Source organism: Candidatus Electronema sp. TJ (assembly GCF_048287355.1).
GTDB lineage: Bacteria > Desulfobacterota > Desulfobulbia > Desulfobulbales > Desulfobulbaceae > Electronema.
The window spans coordinates 9,488-25,998 of record NZ_JBLWEP010000001.1 but is presented as its reverse complement, the minus strand read 5'-3'; the positions used below and the strand labels follow the sequence as shown (position 1 = coordinate 25,998).

Here is a 16,511-nt window from a genome sequence, read left to right as displayed (position 1 = left end):
TCGGTGTAGCTGCTGATGATCAGATCAATGATGCTGTCGTCCATCTTGACCTGACTGAGTTTGATGCCGTTCTCCTTGGCCTGCCGGGGCAGGAGGTAGGTGCGGGCGATGGCCTTCTTCTCCTCCTGCGTGTAGCCCGCGATTTCAATCACCTCCATGCGGTCCATCAGCGGGCCGGGGATGGTGTCGGTGCGGTTGGCCGTAGTGATGAACATGACCTTGGAGAGATCAAAGGGCATGTTCATGTAATGGTCGGAGAAGGTGTTGTTCTGCTCCGGGTCGAGGACTTCGAGCAGGGCCGAGGAAGGATCGCCCCGGTAGTCGGAGCCGATTTTGTCGATCTCGTCCATCATGAAGACCGGGTTGCAGGTGCCCGCGCTTTTCAGTCCTTGCAAGATGCGGCCCGGCATTGCGCCAATGTAAGTGCGGCGGTGGCCACGAATCTCAGCCTCGTCGCGCATTCCGCCAAGAGAAAGACGGTAGAACTTGCGGCCCATCGCCCGCGCCACAGCCTTGCCCAAAGAAGTCTTGCCCACGCCCGGCGGGCCGACAAAGCAGAGGATCGGCCCTTTGGTCTCCGTGTTCAGCTTGCGCACTGCAAGAAATTCAAGGATGCGCTCCTTGACCTTCTCCAAGCCGAAGTGATCTTCATCCAGCACTGCCGCCGCTTTGATCAAGTCAAGCAGATCAGTCGAGGACTTCTTCCACGGCAGGTCAATAATCCACTCAATGTAGGTGCGGATGATGTTGGCCTCGGAGGCATCCGGGTGCATCATCTCCAGCCGCTTCAGTTCCTTGAGGGCCTCTTTGCGTGCGTGCTTGGGCAGCTTCTTTTTGGAGATCTTCTTTTGCAGCTCCTCAATGTCCTCGGTGTAGGAGTCGTCGTCGCCCAGCTCTTTTTTCAGAGCCTGCATCTGCTCGCGCAGATAGTACTCCCGCTGCGATTTCGACATCTCCTCCCGCGCGTCAGACTGAATCTTGGCCTGCACCGCCGCCACTTCCAGCTCTTTGTTGAGCAGATTGGCAACCAAGCGCAGCCGCTCCAGCGGATCAACTGTCTCCAGTATCTTCTGCGACTCGCCCACCTTGAGGCGGAGGTTGGAGCCGACCAGATCAGCCAGCCTGCCCGGCTCCTCGATGCTGTTGACGATTCCCATCAGATCGGCGGAAAGTGCGCCGCGCAGCGACATGATCTTCTCAGTCTGCTCGCGCACCAGACGCATCAACGCCTCAATCTCCACGGTGATCTCAGTCCCGGTCTCATCTTCCTCAACCAAGGCGATGCCGACGCGGAAATGCGGCTCCTTCTGTTTGTAGTCGGTGATGCGGGCTTTGGACAGAGCCTGCACCAGCACCTTCAGCCTGCCGTCCGGCAGCTTGAGTGTGCGCATAATCTGCACAACCATGCCCACCTCATACAGATCGTCCGGCTCCGGCTTGTCGCTGGAGACCTCTTTCTGGGTGACAAGCATCATCATCTTGCTGCCGCCCATGGCCTCGTTCACAGCGGAGACGGAACTGGGCCGTCCGACAAAGAGCGGCAGGATCATGTAGTTGAAGACCACCACATCCCGCACCGCCATCATCGGCAGCTCTTCGGGAATGTCGGTGTCCTGAACGCTGTCCGCAAAATCGTCCATGCTGCTGGACAGTGAATCGTCGCTCTGCAATTTGTCCTCCTGAGATCAGGATGTTGCCGACAGAACGCCGCCTGCGGCCAACAGGCGCGCAGCGGGCTGCCGCATCAATGGTTGAAAGAACTTAAACATAACCTTATAGTAAGTCAAGCAGGGGACGCAGCCGGACGCAAAAAAACCGCATCCGGCATCCTGCGCGGCTCTTTTCCCTCTCATCCAGCAAGGTGACGCATGTTTTCCGCCCCTTCATTTTTTGACCTGAGCGACTTCGCCCATAGTGCCCTTTTTGCCGGCAGCGAGCCGGTCTGGGCTGCATTGAACCAGCTGAAAGACTACATGAACAGGCTGGATTACGGCCAGCTCCGTCACGAGCAGCTGCGCGACGGCGTGCCGCTGCCCTGTCCTCTGATTTTTCATGAGGGAACATTGCAGACAGCGGAGGGCTGCGAGATTGTGTACGGTGACACGAACAAAGGCAAGCTGCGGGTGAGCCGCGACGGCCAAGATCTGCCTGGTGCTTCCGTGATCATGGCCGGAGCAGTGCTGATGGGCAGCCGCATTCTGCTCGGCAAGGGCGTGCTGATCGAATCCGGCGCGCTGATCAAAGAGCCTGCGGTTTTTGGAGACTGCACTGAAGTGCGGCAGGGAGCTTACGTGCGCGGCTATTGTCTGACAGGCCGCCGCTGCGTGATCGGCCATGCCACAGAGGTCAAACATTCCATTTTTCTCAACGACTCGAAGGCAGGTCATTTCGCCTATCTCGGCGATTCCATCCTTGGCGGCGCGGCCAATCTCGGCGCAGGCACAAAATTCGCCAATCTCCGCTTTCTGCCCGGCAATGTGCAGATAAAAACGCCGTCCGGCCCGATTGACAGCGGCCTGCGCAAATTCGGGGCCATACTTGGCGACCGGGCGCAGACCGGCTGCAATTCCGTCACCAATCCCGGCACGCTGCTCGGTTTCGACAGCCTGCTGCTGCCCAACACCACCGCGCCGTCGGGGTATCATCCGCCGAGATCTGTGCTGCGGTAATCCTTTCTTGCATCAAGGCGAAGATGTTTTCCCTGCCGCATGGCTGAGACAGCCTGCCTGAAGAGAAACTTTGTTTTCTACGAGGAAAAGCACGCCTGCTTTGAGGCGTTTCTGGCTTGAAACGTGACCTTTCAAGTCAGCAACGCCTCGTTTCTGGCTTGCAATGAGGCATTTCATGCCTGAAACGAGGCGAAGCAAGTCTGAAACGTGACGTTTCAAGTCTGCAACGAGGCGTTTCTGGCTTGAAACGAGTCAAAGCAAGTCTGAAACGTGACGTTTCAAGTCTGCAACGAGGCATTTCTGGCTTGAAATGAGGCGTTTCATGCTTGAAACGAGTCAAAGCAAGCCTGAAACGTGACGTTTCAGGTCTGCTTTGCGGCGGAGCACGTCTTCTTCGAGACAAAGAAAGTCTGAAATTTCTCACAGAAAGCGTGCGGTGCGGCAGCGGCTCCGTGCATTGAACGATGCGGCAACGAAGGCGGCGCAAACTGTCCCGCTTCTGCGCTGCCGGGCAATTGCGCCGACATGCCTTGACAAAGAAAAATTCCCCCTGTTTAATGAACTCAGCGTTGCATTGAGTATTTGCATCAAACAAAAACAGGGAGGCTGTCATGGCTACAATATGCGGATGGGATTTCAAGGGAAAAGGCGGGCAGACGAATATTCCTGCCTCAACAGTTGCGGTAGGTGTTTCCTGCGCGACAGGATTCGGCAGCGGCCTGCTTGCATTTAATTATTTAGGCAATGGACTGACAGGCAGAAAGCAGACTAAAAAAACATTGAACGAGGCCATTGCCGACAACGAATACATTTCTTTCACCATAACACCGCAAAGCGGCAGAAACGTCACCATCACAGAAATAAAGCTGCGCCCGGTCAGCCAGAACAGGGCCAGGCAGTTTTCTTTGTTCTCAAACAGCAAGCCTTTTGCTGCCGGGAACGAAATAAAAACCTTTCAGGCGACGCAAATTTTCCTCCCGCTGACTTCCATTCCTCTTGTCGGCATCAGCGGGATAACAACGCCGGTTGAATTCCGCCTGTATATCTATGGCCACACCGACGAATGGGAATCTGTCGGCATCGGCGAGCGGCAGGCTGGAGTGGCTGGGCTTGATTTGGAAGTGATTGGCGCAGTCAGCATCAGCAATACAGCAGACATTCAAGCACCAAGCGTTCCGGCAGGCTTGACCGCATCGAACATCACAAGCAGCAGCTTCACCGTGAGCTGGAATGCCTCAACTGACAACGTCGGCGTTGCAAGTTACGAGGTGTTCACCGGAACCACATCACGCGGCAGGGTAAATCACCTGGCAACGTCGCTGAACATCACCGGCCTTGCCGCGAACACTCCCTATTCCGTGACCGTGCGGGCGAGAGACGCGGCAGGCAACGTCTCGGCAGCGCAAAACACTCCTCTCAGCGTCAGAACCTTGGCAGGGTCGACACCAGACACGCAAGCACCAAGCGTTCCGGCAGGCTTGGCCGCATCGAACATCACAAGCAGCAGCTTCACCGTGAGCTGGAATGCCTCAACTGACAACGTCGGCGTTGCCAGCTACGAAGTTTTTGTGAACGGCGCATCACGCGGCACAGTCAATCATCCAACGACTGCGCTGAACATCACCGGCCTTGCCGCAAACACCGCCTATTCCGTGACGGTGCGGGCGAGAGACGCGGCAGGCAACGTCTCGGCAGCGCAAAACGCAGCACTCAACGTCACCACCTTGCCGAGCAACGGCACAACCTATCCCAACAGCAGGTCACGGATGGGCATCAATCTGTCCAGCGTGAATGAATACACCACCGATCAGCCCTTCAAAGATCTGTTCAAGACCGCGAGGCCGTGGAACGACGGCAACTTCCCGGCATCGCAGCTCGATGCCAACGGCTGGATCACTTCCCTCGGCAGCGGGCAGCAGGCCATCGCCTATGTGATGCTCAGCGAAACCCCGGCTGAAGTGTATGAAATGGGGCAGTATGTCTTGCTTTATGAAGGCGCGGGCACGATAGCCTTTGAAGGCGCGGGAGTGGCGCGGGTCAGCTCTGCGCCGGGCCGGATTGTGTACAATGTCAGCCCGCAGCCAGGCAACCGCTGGATCAGCATCACTGCGGTGACTGCCGGCAATCATATCCGCAACATCCGCCTCCTGCCTGCGATCTACGAAAACGACTATCAGAGCAATCCCTGGCGGCCTTACCATCTCAGCCTCTGGAACCGGTTCAAAGTCATCCGTTTCATGGACTGGATGGCCACCAACAACTCCAGTCAGACCAGATGGGAGCAGCGAACAACCTTGTCGCGATACACCTACAATGACCGGAGCGGCGTTCCGCTTGAACTGATCGCTGATCTCTGCAACCGGCTGCACACCGACGCGTGGATCTGCGTGCCGCATCAGGCGGATGACAACTATGTCACCCAAATGGCGCGGCTCTTGCGGAGCACGCTGGCATCTGATTTGAAGGTTTATGTTGAATACTCGAATGAATGCTGGAATTACATGTTCACTCAGGCGAGTTACTGTCAAGCCAACGGACAGGCGACCTATCCGAACATCGGCGATTCGTATGAGCGGCACATCCGCTGGTATTCACGCCGCTGCGTGCAGATTTACGACATCTTTGAGCGGGAATTCGGCGGAACCTCGCGGCTGATCAGAGTCCTCGGCGGCCAGCAGGGCAACCGCTGGGGCTTGGAAGTGATGTTTAATCATGAAAATGCGCGGAACAAGGTGGATGCCTTTGCCATTGCTCCGTATTTCGGTCATGAATACGCCTGCGAGAAACATCAGAATGTCATTGCGTGGACTTTGCCTCAGTTCTTCAATGACATCAGAACATCCGCCCTGCCCACAGCATGGGAGGGCGTGCAGGACTGCATCAATTACGCCCGCTCCGTCAACAAGCCTATGCTTGCCTATGAAGGCGGCCAGCACTTCACCGGCGGAGCCTGCAACGGCGTTGACACCGGCAGCATTGACCCGCTGACTCAGAAGTTCGTTGCCGCCAATCTCTCGCAGGAGATGAATGGCGTTTACACAATGGACTTGAACAAATGGCGGGAAATGGGCGGCGGCATGTACTGCGCTTTCGCTTCATTATGTGAATACACCCGCTGGGGCAGCTGGGGACTTCTGCGCTATCCTAAGCAGAATCCTGCGACCGCGCCGAAATATCAGGCGGTGCTGAACTGGATCAGCAATAATCCGGCCTAGCAGGCAGGCGGCAAATAAAAAGAAAAAGCCCCGGCGGTTTGTCCGGGGCTTTTTTATTGCGCGGTTCCGTCCGGCTTGTTTGTCAAGAAAGTAGGGGCGGTTCGCGAACCGCCCCTACGGTGAAACGCCACGTGCCGCAAGGGCGAAAAAATTTCGTCCAAACAGAATTCCTGTGATGCCGACAAGGGCAAAAGATTTTTTGCCCCTACGCGCAAACTGCCAAGCTCTTGATCCATTGGAGTTGTTCAGCTAGTTCTGACAGCGGAGAAAGGCAGCCTGAATCACCAGCGGTTCTCTGAACCACGCGTCGCTTTTTCCCCATTCGTCATAGCCCAGCGTGACCCATCCGCCTTGATTTATCCATTCCTCATAGCCGAACCGCCAGCCGCGCCAGTTGTCATGGCTGTTGTAGGGCTGCTCCGGGCCATAGTAAACAAAATCCAGCCCCATGTCCTTGACGGCTTTGCGGCTTCTGCCAATCAGCATCATGTCCGCGCCCCAGCGCATGGCTTCCTTGGCCGTGACTTTGGCGATGCCCCGGCCATTGGCTTCCGCCGGAATCCAGATCAGCAGATGGGCAAAGACCTTGCAGGCTGCCGGAGCCTGATCGGCCTGAAAAATAGGCTCCGCCTTGACAGTGGGAGGATAGACCGCGCCGACAGCAGGGCGGTTTTCCTCTTGATGCAGAAAAGGCACCTCTTCCAAGGCCGAAGGAATGCGCTCCCAGACCGCCTCTGCCCGATCTTTGATCCCGCAGCCGCCGAGCAGCGGCAGCACCGCCAGCATGGCGGCAGTTCGGATGCTCCTGATCATCGCGTTTCTCTCCCAGCTTTGTTTATGTTGCACACGGAGCGGCTGCCGGGCCGAATTATTTTCGCACCCGCATCAGGCATTGCCAGAAACGGAGCAGCTCCGGCGGATTATTGGAGGAGTCAAAGAAACAACTTTCCAGCTGCAGCACCTCAAAAGACGGTTCAACGCTGGCGCAGAGCTGCGCTGCGGAAAGCCGGGGCGGCCCTTCGCCTGCCATCTGCTGGTCACTGTTGCCGATCAGACTGAACCAAAGGCCGCCGGATTCAAGACAGGCGGCGGCTTGGCTGACAAAACGGCTCCGCTGCTCGTCAGTGCCCATGCAATGAAAGCAGCCCCGGTCGAAGAGCAGGCTGAACGGACCGCCTTCCGGCTGCCATGAAAGAAAATCATCCGCCGCAAAAGAGCATTGCGCTCCATTCTGCTCCGCCCGCTGCTTGGCCAGCTCAACAGCTTTGGATGAAAAATCCAAGCCTGTGACCTGAAAACCCTGTTGTGCCAGCCAGACCGCGTTGGTGCCGGTGCCGCAGCCGACTTCCAGCACTCTTCCACCAGTCTTAGGCCATGCTGCAACAAGCCGCACCAAATGACTGTCTGGGCGGCCTGTGTCCCAAGGCGTTTTTTTCTGCCCGTAGCGTTCCTCCCACGCATGTTTTTCTTGCATTGTTCAGCTCCTGTCAAGAATTTTATGCCTGCGCCAAACTGATCTGCAAGGGAATGCAGTGCAGGCTTCTGCTCACCTGCTGGGTGCGGCCCAGCTTCCAGCTCCCGCATTTGGCCCTCCCGGCCAGCTTCTGCTCAATCTCCGCCACCAGCCCGGCGATGTTGATCACCTTGTGCCGGGCGAAAACTTCCGGCAGGCCGCTGGTCAGGTTGCAGGCCAGACAGCGGCCAGGCCGCTCGTGCAGATCAAGGCTGAAATGCAGGCCGCTGCTGTCCTGCCCTTTGAACGTCAGGGCGATATCATATGCGCCCTCTTCCGCGTCGCCAAACAGGGCTTCAAAAAAATCGGCGGTGCGCTGGGCTGGAAAGAGCTGGCTGAGGACATCATCAGTGAAAATTTCGTGCATGGAATTCATCGGAATCGGGTTGAAGGCAGGCTTGATCAATCGCGCTGATGCGCAGTTTCAGGAAAACTGCTGGCAAATCTACCCGAAACAGCGGGAGAATTCAACCTGAGACCGCTGACACGGAAAACCTTTGTTTCCCCTGCGAGAGCTTGCGCATCCTCAGCGCAGCGGGTATCATCCTTGAACATGCTGAGCGAGGCTGATCTCTGTTCAGCCTCATTTTTTTCATTTGGCAGCACCATCAGCGGAGACTTCTTCAATGAACAGGAAAAGAATCACAGCGGCTTTGCTCGCCGCGCTCCTCACGCTGGCCGCTGTTGCAACGGCTCAGGCGGAGGACGGGAACAGCGTCAAATTTCTCAGCAAGGAGCTGATCAGGCAGCTCAGTCACAGCATTTACGAAGTGGTCACGCCGAAGCTGGAAAGCGGCAAAATTGAGTACGACCGACCGCTGCCGTTTGACAAGCTGGACTTCCGCGAGCGGAACGAGAAATATCACAGCATCGGCACCGCTTTTTTCATCAGCGGAAAAGAACTGATGACAGCGGCCCATGTCTTCGATCTGCCGAGCTTCTCCTTGCTGAAAGAGCACTTCATCCGCGACGGAGCAGGCAAGGTTTATCCGGTGGGCAATATCCGCAAGTGCTCGAACGTCCGCGACATGCTCGTTTTTGACCTGAAGGAATACCCGGAACGGATTGAGCCGCTCAAGTTCATCAGCAACGGGCTGGAGGTGGGCGACACAGTCTTTTCCGCAGGCAACGCCCTTGGCGAAGGCATTTCCTACCGGGCCGGACAGGTGGCCTCCTTCACCGACGAGCGCGAATACGGCCTGTGGAAGAACATCCGCTTCTCCTCGCCCGCCTCGCCGGGCAACAGCGGCGGCCCGCTGCTCACTGTGGCCGGAGAGGTCGCGGGCGTGATAGTGCAGCGGGCCAACACAGGTGAAAATTACAATATTGCCGTGCCGGTCAGCGAGCTGAGCAAGCTGACTGACAAGGCGGAATTCCAACTCCGCAATGTCACGGTCGAGATCGCGGGCACGGACGAAACCGTGGTCAAAGACTGGCTGTTCAGCCTTCCTCTGCCCGCTCCGGCGGCGGTTGTGGCGGAGCAGGCGCAGAATGCCTTGGACGATTTTTACCAACACCTTGGCAAGGAGCTGACAGAGCGGGTCAAGGAGAAGAATTTTCCCAAAGGGGAACGTTTCCGCGACTTCCTCCGCAATCAGCCCATTGCCCAAGGCTTCGCCTCTCTGACCCCGGACATTGATTTCAAAAAATGGAGCGCGGCGGGCTACAGCCTGAACAAGCTGCCGCTCTCCGCCGAGCAGAATGTGCATCGTGGCGATTCGCTGCATTTCGCCTTTCAGGCTTTGGTTGAAAAAGCCCCGGACATCCCGCTGAAGACTTTTGTCGAATCGCCCAAGCTGATTATGGACACCCTGCTCAAAGCAGAGCCGAACTACCGCCACCTTGGCACGGAAAAAGTCCGCATCACCAGTTTCGGCGAGCCGGAGCAGGTTTCAGTCTGGCAGGACCGGCTGGGCAGGACGTGGACTTCATCCCTCTGGTTCCGCGATCATAACAACTCTTTTCTTTACAGCCACTGCCTGCCGCATCCGAAAGGCGCGCTCTGCAACATGACGACCAAACCGGCGGGCCTCCTCAAGCTGGGGTATTTTGAAAGCGTCAAAGATGCCTGCGACGAAACGCTGGTCGGCTATGAAGGCGACGTGGACGACTGGGCCGAGTATCTTACCTTGGGAAAAAAGCATTTGCCCGCCTTTTTCCAACAAGCGGAAATCATCAGAAACGGCAGCAGCCTGAAGGTGCGTCTGAAAAATTTCCAGCTGGAGTTCAGCAGTCCGAAAATCAGCGGCAAATCCTCGCTGCATGTGCATCTCGGCTATGACAACAGCCAGCTGCTGGCTGAAGATCTGGTCCGTTTCGAGCTGTTCCCGCAGAAGGGCAGTCAGGCCAACTACCGCATCCAGCCTCTCTGGGAGCCGGGGCCGTTCAGCGAGGAAGGCTATGGGAACGCTTGGAAGGAGGCGGTCAGCAGCAGCGGCGAGTTCTCCGGCAAGGTGATTGACAAAGGCGACCGCCGCATCATTCACAACGCCATGCAGCAGACAAAAAAAAATGTGACCGCCTTTGACGGAAAAAAATTCGACATGCTCTTCACCGTCGGCTGCGCGTACAAAAGCGCGGCGGAAGAAGAGGGCAGCATCGAGGAGGACTGCGCCAAGTTTGTTCAGGGGATAAAGTTCTTCTGAGCCTGCTGCCCGTTGATCATCCCCATTTTCATTCCCCACGAAGGCTGTCCGCACCGCTGCCTGTTCTGCAATCAGCACCGGATCAGCGGCTGGAGCAAGCCGGTCACGCCGGAAACCGTGCAGGCGGAAATCGCGGCATGGCTGGGGCGCAGGTGTGCCAGCGGCAGGAGCGAGACGCAGGCCGCCTTTTATGGCGGCAGCTTCACCGCCTTGCCCCGTGCACGGCAGAAGGAGCTGCTGCTGGCGGCCCGTCCCTTTTTAGAATCAGGCCAGCTGCGCTCGCTGCGGCTTTCCACCCGGCCTGACTGCATGGACGCAGAGCAGGCTGATTTTCTCAAAGCGCACGGCGTGGCCACTGTGGAGCTTGGGGCGCAGTCCATGAATGACGCAGTATTGACAGCAGCAGGACGCGGCCATGACGCGGCAGCCACAGAGCAGGCCGCCGCTGTTCTGCGTCAGGCAGGGCTGGAAACCGGCATTCAGCTGCTGATCGGATTGCCCGGCGACAGCCGCGCCAGCCTGCGCCGCACTGTCGGGCGGGTTATAACGCTGCGGCCTGATTTCGTCCGCCTCTATCCGCTCTTGGTTGTGAAAAACAGCGGGCTGGCCGATCTCCACGCGCAAGGCCGCTACACGCCGCTCAGCGTGGCCAAGGCCGTGCTCTTGACCGCTTTCATGAAGGAGCGGTTTGAGCAGGCAGGCATCCGCGTGATACGGACTGGTCTTCAGGCAGGAGAGGAGCTGGAATCATCCCTGCTGGCCGGGCCGTGGCATCCGGCCTTTGGCGAATTGGTCAGCTCGCGCCTGCTGCTGCGGCAGACCCGCAGGCTGCTGGCGCAGGCCAAAAGCGAAACTGTCCGCCTGCGCGTCAATCCGCGCGATCAGTCCGCCTTTCGCGGCCTCAAATCAGCGAACATCGACCGGCTGCGGCAGCTTGGGCTGTGGCGGCGGATCATTTTGGTCAATGATCCTGAGCAGAAGCGGGGAAACGTCCGCCTGCTGCAAGCATGACTGCGCTGCGGAATCTGTCTTTCAGGCAGCGTATCTATCTGATAGCCAAGTCACCCCAGATTTAAATTGCCGCATCTGTCTTTCAGCCAAGCCATCCCAGATTTGCAGTGCGGCATCTATCTTTCAGGCAAGCCACCCCAGACTTGGGTTGCCTCATCTATATTTCGGGCAAGCCATCCCAGATTTGAAGTGCGGCATCTATATTTCAGGTAAGCCACTCCAAACTTGGGTTGCCTCATCTATATTTCGGGCAAGGCATCCCAGATTTGAAGTGCGGCATCTATATTTCAGGTAAGCCACTCCAAACTTGGGTTGCCTCATCTATATTTCGGGCAAGGCATCCAAGATTTGAAGTGCGGCATCTATATTTCAGGCAAGTCACTCCAGACTTGGGTTGCCTCGTCTATCTTTCGGGCAAGGCATCCCAGATTTGAATTGCCGCATCTGTCTTTCGGGCAATCCACTCCAAACTTGGGTTGCCTCGTCTATCTGACAGGCAAGCTGCCAGAATTTCTGTCATGCCGAGCAGAGCAAGGAATCACCGTAGGGGCAAAAAATCTTTTGCCCTTGCTGGCATTGCCGGAATGCTGTCAGGGCGAAAGATGTTTCGTCCCAGAGATGGCCATCCAAATACCGCAGGCGCAAAAAATCTTTCACCCTTGTCGGCAGAAGAATGTTTGTTGACAAATTGCCGTTTCCGCTGGTATCGTGCGGAATATCCCGCTGCTGCCGCTGCTGCGACAGGGCGAAGAGCTTGTTTGTCATCCGATATAATCTTTCACGTGCAATTCAGCCGCTGCGGAAATATGAACGCAGGCAGCGTTCATATTCTATTTTTCCGCCATTCTCCATTCTTGCAGGAGGAAATCCATGTTGCTCGACAAAGTTGCGCAGTGCGCCGCGCCAATGCTGCTTTCCTTTACGCTTGCTATTTTCTGGCAGACACAGGCCGCAGCCTTTGATCTCTCCGCGCCGCGAGGGCAGAAAACTGTTCGGCATTCCCTCAATGAGGTGTGCATTATTCCGAAAAATTTTCCCTTGAGCGCAAATCAGAAGGCGGACAAGAAGCAGGAGGAGATGTGCGGCTGGGATTTCTATGCCGATGCCAGAAAAATTAAATTGGAGGCGAAGAACAACAGCACCAACCCGGCAGTTATTGTCAGCGTGTTTGACCAAGGCAAAGGCGAGTTTGCGCGGGAAGCAAAGCTGAAATCCTCTGTCACATGCAGCTACGCGCCTGCGATTCTGGCGTATTATCAGCTCTCGCGCTATCTGGGCGGCGCAGGCAACGTGCCGGAGGCGGTGCTGCGGACCATGAATTTGGCCAAGCATAAAAAAATCCGCGAGGCCGGGCGGACAAGCTCCATCGCCTCGATGTGGGCGAGCTGGGACAAATATTACCGCGAGCTGAGTCCCAGCGTGTTCACCAATGACAAAAAGCAAATCTATGGCGCACTGACAGACATTGCCAAACAGGAGCGGTTTTTCAGCGAGATATACGGCTCTCCCTCCGCCCGCACGCCTGAAGCCCGTCTCGCAGCCTTCCGCGCCACAGCGGTCTATAAAGCCATGACCAATTCCGCACCGCTGGCCAGCCTGATTCCTGCCCGCGTTGACATTCAGCTTGTCGCCAAGCCGAACATCGGTTCTGTCACGCAGGACGACAAGCTGCGGCGGACAGTGCAATGGACGCAATATGTGCGCGATCTGGCGGACATGGTGCTGCTCGACTCGCTGCTGAATCAGCAAGACCGCTTCGGCAATCAGCATAAAAAGGCATTTATTTATCAGTTCGTTGAAGGCGGGAAAATCAAGAAGCACAAGGTGAAGGCGGCGAAGAACCGGCAAGGCAAGGCTCTGGGCTGGAGCATTGGCGCGGAGGAAAAAGCTCTGCTGGAACAGGGCGGCGTGCTGATTGAAGAAATGCTGCTGAAGGACAACGACTGCGGCGGCTCGCGGAAAACGAATGTGCAGATGAGTGCCGGGACAGCTGAGAAAATCAGGCATGTTCATCCTGAAAGCTATTTCAGGCTTGTCAAGCTCAACGCCGCCTTGCGGCAGGAGCAGGATTTGCCAGCCAGCCAGAGGACGTTGGAGCGCTATTTCAGCAATGAGCTGCTATTCACAGACAATGATCTCAGAATGTTCCGCAGCAATCTGGAGAAAACTGCCGCAGCCATGCGCAAGAACTGCAAAGCTGGCCTGCTGAAGCTGGATGCGGACATCCTTGTTCAGCTTGGCAAGAAACCAATGCCCGCCTCTTGCGAGCCGGACTGAGCGCAGCTGCAGACCTGCGGTCTGTTTTTGGCAGCCAAGCCGTTTTTTGCGCCGCCATGCAAAAGATAACGCACCTGCTCTTCCTGCTTCCGCTGATCTGCTTGGTCGTGCTTGGCGTGTGTCTTGAGAGGCCGTCTGTCAGCAGAGAAGCGTTCCGTCAGGCTCTGGCCGCAGCAAGAGCGCACACAGGACAGCCGCTGCGGCGGGGAACGCTGATTGTTGTCGACTATGCGCAGCCTTCGCAGACGAAACGTCTGGCAGTTATGAATCTTGCAACAGGCCGCGTCGAACACTATGCCAGAACAGCGCACGGAAAAAACACCGGGGGAATATGGGCCGAACGGTTCTCAAACAGAGAAGGCTCCTTGCAGTCATCTTTGGGGCTGTTTGAAGTCGGGGAGCTGTTCAGCGGCAAGCATGGCCTGTCCTTCCGCCTGATCGGGCTTGATCCGCAAAGGAACAGCATGGCCTTGCGCAGAGGGATCATCATTCATGCCGCGCCCTATGTCTCGGCAACGTCCATGCTGCTCAACTGGCGGAGCGGCTTCCGCTTGGGCAGGAGCGAAGGCTGTTTTGCGCTCTCCGCCGACGACTTGGCTGAACTGAGCAGGCCTTTGGCGCGGCCTGCATATTTGTACGCACATGCGGAAGAATGAGGACTGCCTGCCGCCATCTTTCCGCATCCCTTTTTCCTGACATCTGCGGCCGTGCTCCTTTTTCTTTGAAAAAAATCTCAGCGCGGCGGCATCATTCCTTGATCCGACGCTCCAGTCCAACCGCCTTCTCCCCAGAAAAAAAGCGGTGCTGACCGCTCCCCATTCTGCGTGCATCCAATAAACCGCGCCTTCAGCAGGCGACGGCCTTTTCTTTTTTTCTTTTTCGGGAAAAATCTCCGCAAAAAGCGTCCGTTCAACTCTCTCTGCCATAAGCCCGGCAGTATTGGGGCTGGCTCGTCGCGCAAGAAAAATATTGAATTGGCTTCAAAGCACATTCAATATTAACAAGAGATTAATTATTATTAAAAAAGTAAAACTATATAGATAGTTAACATAATATTTTAATTATTATTCTCATTTTTATCTGACACTGAAGACGGATGTCAGAATCAGCAGAGATGAAGAGCGGAAAAAAAACAGAGCTGTTCATCTGCTGTTCATCTTTCTTTTGTTAAAGTAGAGACAGATGAGATTGAGAAACAGCAGCGCAGCCAAACAAACACACCGAAAAAGGAGACCTGATCATGAAACGCGCATTAACCCTGCTGGCCATTGCTGTCACACTGTCCGCCGCCGGAGCCGCTGAAGCCAGCCGTCACGAGTACGGCGAATATGGCGAATACGGACGCGGCGGCTATGAGAGCCGGGCAAAATTCTACGGCACCATTGATTCAATGCCTTCTTCCGGCATCTGGATGGTGAGCGGCCGGCAGGTAGTTATCAGCCCCGGCACAAGAATCAAGGAGAAATACGGCAGAGTGGCACTTGGCGCGTATGTCGAGGTGGAAGGTTATCACAGCAACGGCGGCTTCACCGCCTATGAGATCGAGGTGAAAGGCGGAAGCGGCGGCTACGGCTATGGGTACCGGTAAAAAAACGGGCCTGATGTTCACGGAGGATTTGAACGCGGAACAAATCCTCCATCGCAGGGCAGAATAAAAAACAAGCAGTTCATTTATCACCCAAGTGGAGAACAGACCATGAAGAAGATTGCGGCAGTTGTCAGCGGCGTGTTGTTCGCATTTATCGCAGCCGGTTCAGTTCAGGCAAGCGGAGATGAAGGCTATGAGCATCATGAGGGCTATGAGCACGGCGGATATTACAATCCCTACGGCTACATCAACTATGGCTACAACAACACCTACCGGGATCATGAGCGGTATGAGTACGGCAACCGCAACATGAACTATGTTCCGAGGAACAGCAACTACAACTACACCAACAACAACTACAACAACGGCTACGGCACCAACTACGGCTACAACAATTACGGCTACAACAACAGCTACAGAAACCACGAGCTGTACGAGTACCGCCGTTAGTTTGGACGCTCTGTCTCAGGGAGAGGAACAAGGGCAGCTCTTGGCTGTCCTGTTTGAGAACGCAATGCGGGATAAAAAAGAACACCATTTCATTCATCACCCAAGTGGAGAACAGACCATGAAGAAGATTGCGGCAGTTGTCAGCGGCGTGTTGTTCGCATTTATCGCAGCCGGTTCAGTTCAGGCAAGCGGAGATGAAGGCTATGAGCATCATGAGGGCTATGAGCACGGCGGATATTACAATCCCTACGGCTACATCAACTATGGCTACAACAACACCTACCGGGATCATGAGCGGTATGAGTACGGCAACCGCAACATGAATTATGTTCCGAGAAACAGCAACTACAACAACTACAACAACAACGGCTACCGCAGCAGCAATTACCGCAGCGGCAACTACGGCCACAACAACAGCTACAGAAACCACGAGCTGTACGAGTACCGCCGTTAGTCTGGCTGCGCTGCCTCCGTCCTCTGAGGCAGACCGGAAAAGGACAGTCCAAGAAAACGCTTGCTCTTGGCTGTCCTTTTTTGTTAAAAACAAAAAGAATAGAATTGATGCTCATCATCGGTTGAGAACAAGGGTGATGAGAGAAAAACAAAGGAGGAGGCATTTATGAAACGAGTTGTTCTTTTGCTGATTGCGGCGGCATTCACGTGGAGCGCAAGCGCGGCTGAGGCCAGCCGCTATGAATACGATGACGATGATCATCATCAAGGCCGCTACGAGAGCCGGGCGAAATTTTACGGCACAGTGGACGCGCTGCCGCCTGCTGTCAATAATGGCACTTGGTGGGTGAATGGCCGCGAGGTGCAGGTGAGTCCGCAGACAAGGATCAAGGAAAAGCGAGGCAGAGCTGCTGTCGGCGCGTATGTCGAAGTGGAAGGATATTTCTCCGGCAGCGGCGTGGCGGCTTCTGAAATAGAAGTGAAAGGCCACCGTCGCTGAGATTTTCGCAGTTTTTGTTTCCAATTCTTCCTGACTTTTTGGCATGCTGACTGAAGCAGGAACAAGACTTCAACAACAGGAGTTATCATGAAAAGCGCATTTTTTTCGTTGGCTGTTGCATTGACCTGCTCATTCATCGCTGTTTCCGCTTACGCCAGCCGGGATGAATACTACGAGCACGGCGGATATTA

Annotated in this window: 16 protein-coding genes; 10 read left to right on the top strand and 6 right to left on the bottom strand. The window is 55.8% G+C overall.

From position 1 onward, the window contains the following. Positions 1-1,640 (bottom strand): endopeptidase La (lon, locus tag ACNKID_RS00135; RefSeq protein ID WP_417911400.1); only part of this gene is annotated, 1,640 nt, incomplete at its 3' end. Between the two features lie 228 nt (positions 1,641-1,868). On the opposite strand from lon, the gene ACNKID_RS00130 reads away from it, so the two are divergent. Then, entirely contained in the window at positions 1,869-2,669 is an 801-nt protein-coding gene (locus ACNKID_RS00130; RefSeq protein WP_417911399.1) for a hypothetical protein, read from the top strand. Positions 2,670-2,681: 12 nt separating this feature from the next. Here the strand turns inward: ACNKID_RS00130 and ACNKID_RS00125 are convergent, their stop codons facing one another. Further along, positions 2,682-2,888: a hypothetical protein gene (locus tag ACNKID_RS00125; protein WP_417911398.1), complete on the bottom strand. Its 207-nt coding sequence runs from the start codon at positions 2,886-2,888 to the stop codon at positions 2,682-2,684. A 392-nt stretch (positions 2,889-3,280) separates the two neighbouring features. On the opposite strand from ACNKID_RS00125, the gene ACNKID_RS00120 reads away from it, so the two are divergent. Further along, positions 3,281-5,884 (top strand): fibronectin type III domain-containing protein, encoded by a 2,604-nt coding sequence (locus tag ACNKID_RS00120; protein WP_417911397.1) that lies wholly within the window; start codon positions 3,281-3,283, stop codon positions 5,882-5,884. 249 nt (positions 5,885-6,133) lie between these two features. Here the strand turns inward: ACNKID_RS00120 and ACNKID_RS00115 are convergent, their stop codons facing one another. Genes ACNKID_RS00115 through ACNKID_RS00105 form a run of 3 tightly spaced genes read right to left on the bottom strand, consistent with a single transcriptional unit; the run spans position 6,134 to position 7,803 of the window. Continuing rightward, positions 6,134-6,697, bottom strand: a complete 564-nt coding sequence (locus ACNKID_RS00115) for a hypothetical protein (RefSeq protein WP_417911396.1) — start codon at positions 6,695-6,697, stop codon at positions 6,134-6,136. Positions 6,698-6,752: 55 nt separating this feature from the next. Further along, complete coding sequence (locus ACNKID_RS00110; protein ID WP_417911395.1) at positions 6,753-7,358, bottom strand: class I SAM-dependent methyltransferase; 606 nt, start codon at positions 7,356-7,358, stop codon at positions 6,753-6,755. Positions 7,359-7,380: 22 nt separating this feature from the next. Beyond that, entirely contained in the window at positions 7,381-7,803 is a 423-nt protein-coding gene (locus tag ACNKID_RS00105) for a pancreas/duodenum homeobox protein 1 (RefSeq protein WP_417911394.1), read from the bottom strand. A gap of 220 nt (positions 7,804-8,023) precedes the next feature. Here ACNKID_RS00105 and ACNKID_RS00100 point away from each other — a divergent pair, with 220 nt between their 5' ends. Together ACNKID_RS00100 and ACNKID_RS00095 are read left to right on the top strand one after the other, a co-directional pair. Beyond that, positions 8,024-10,042 (top strand): S1 family peptidase, encoded by a 2,019-nt coding sequence (locus ACNKID_RS00100; protein WP_417911393.1) that lies wholly within the window; start codon positions 8,024-8,026, stop codon positions 10,040-10,042. 12 nt (positions 10,043-10,054) lie between these two features. Then, positions 10,055-11,053 carry an elongator complex protein 3 gene (locus ACNKID_RS00095; protein ID WP_417911392.1) on the top strand — a complete coding sequence of 333 codons (999 nt, stop codon included), beginning with the start codon at positions 10,055-10,057 and terminating at the stop codon, positions 11,051-11,053. A 516-nt stretch (positions 11,054-11,569) separates the two neighbouring features. Here ACNKID_RS00095 and ACNKID_RS00090 read toward each other — a convergent pair. Continuing rightward, complete coding sequence (locus ACNKID_RS00090; RefSeq protein WP_417911391.1) at positions 11,570-11,818, bottom strand: hypothetical protein; 249 nt, start codon at positions 11,816-11,818, stop codon at positions 11,570-11,572. A 105-nt stretch (positions 11,819-11,923) separates the two neighbouring features. Between ACNKID_RS00090 and ACNKID_RS00085 the strand changes: the two genes are divergently transcribed. The 6 genes from ACNKID_RS00085 to ACNKID_RS00060 all read left to right on the top strand — a co-directional run bounded on the left by ACNKID_RS00085 (position 11,924) and on the right by ACNKID_RS00060 (position 16,320). After that, a complete protein-coding gene (locus tag ACNKID_RS00085) occupies positions 11,924-13,330 on the top strand; it encodes a hypothetical protein (protein WP_417911390.1) in 1,407 nt (468 codons plus the stop codon). A 56-nt stretch (positions 13,331-13,386) separates the two neighbouring features. Continuing rightward, complete coding sequence (locus ACNKID_RS00080) at positions 13,387-13,986, top strand: murein L,D-transpeptidase catalytic domain family protein (RefSeq protein ID WP_417911389.1); 600 nt, start codon at positions 13,387-13,389, stop codon at positions 13,984-13,986. A 584-nt stretch (positions 13,987-14,570) separates the two neighbouring features. Next, positions 14,571-14,918, top strand: coding sequence for a DUF5666 domain-containing protein (locus ACNKID_RS00075; RefSeq protein WP_417911388.1), 348 nt, complete (start codon positions 14,571-14,573; stop codon positions 14,916-14,918). Between the two features lie 108 nt (positions 14,919-15,026). After that, entirely contained in the window at positions 15,027-15,368 is a 342-nt protein-coding gene (locus ACNKID_RS00070) for a hypothetical protein (RefSeq protein WP_417911387.1), read from the top strand. A 64-nt stretch (positions 15,369-15,432) separates the two neighbouring features. Continuing rightward, positions 15,433-15,822, top strand: a complete 390-nt coding sequence (locus tag ACNKID_RS00065) for a hypothetical protein (protein WP_417911386.1) — start codon at positions 15,433-15,435, stop codon at positions 15,820-15,822. 165 nt (positions 15,823-15,987) lie between these two features. Next, positions 15,988-16,320: a DUF5666 domain-containing protein gene (locus ACNKID_RS00060; protein WP_417911385.1), complete on the top strand. Its 333-nt coding sequence runs from the start codon at positions 15,988-15,990 to the stop codon at positions 16,318-16,320. Positions 16,321-16,511 lie beyond the last annotated feature (191 nt).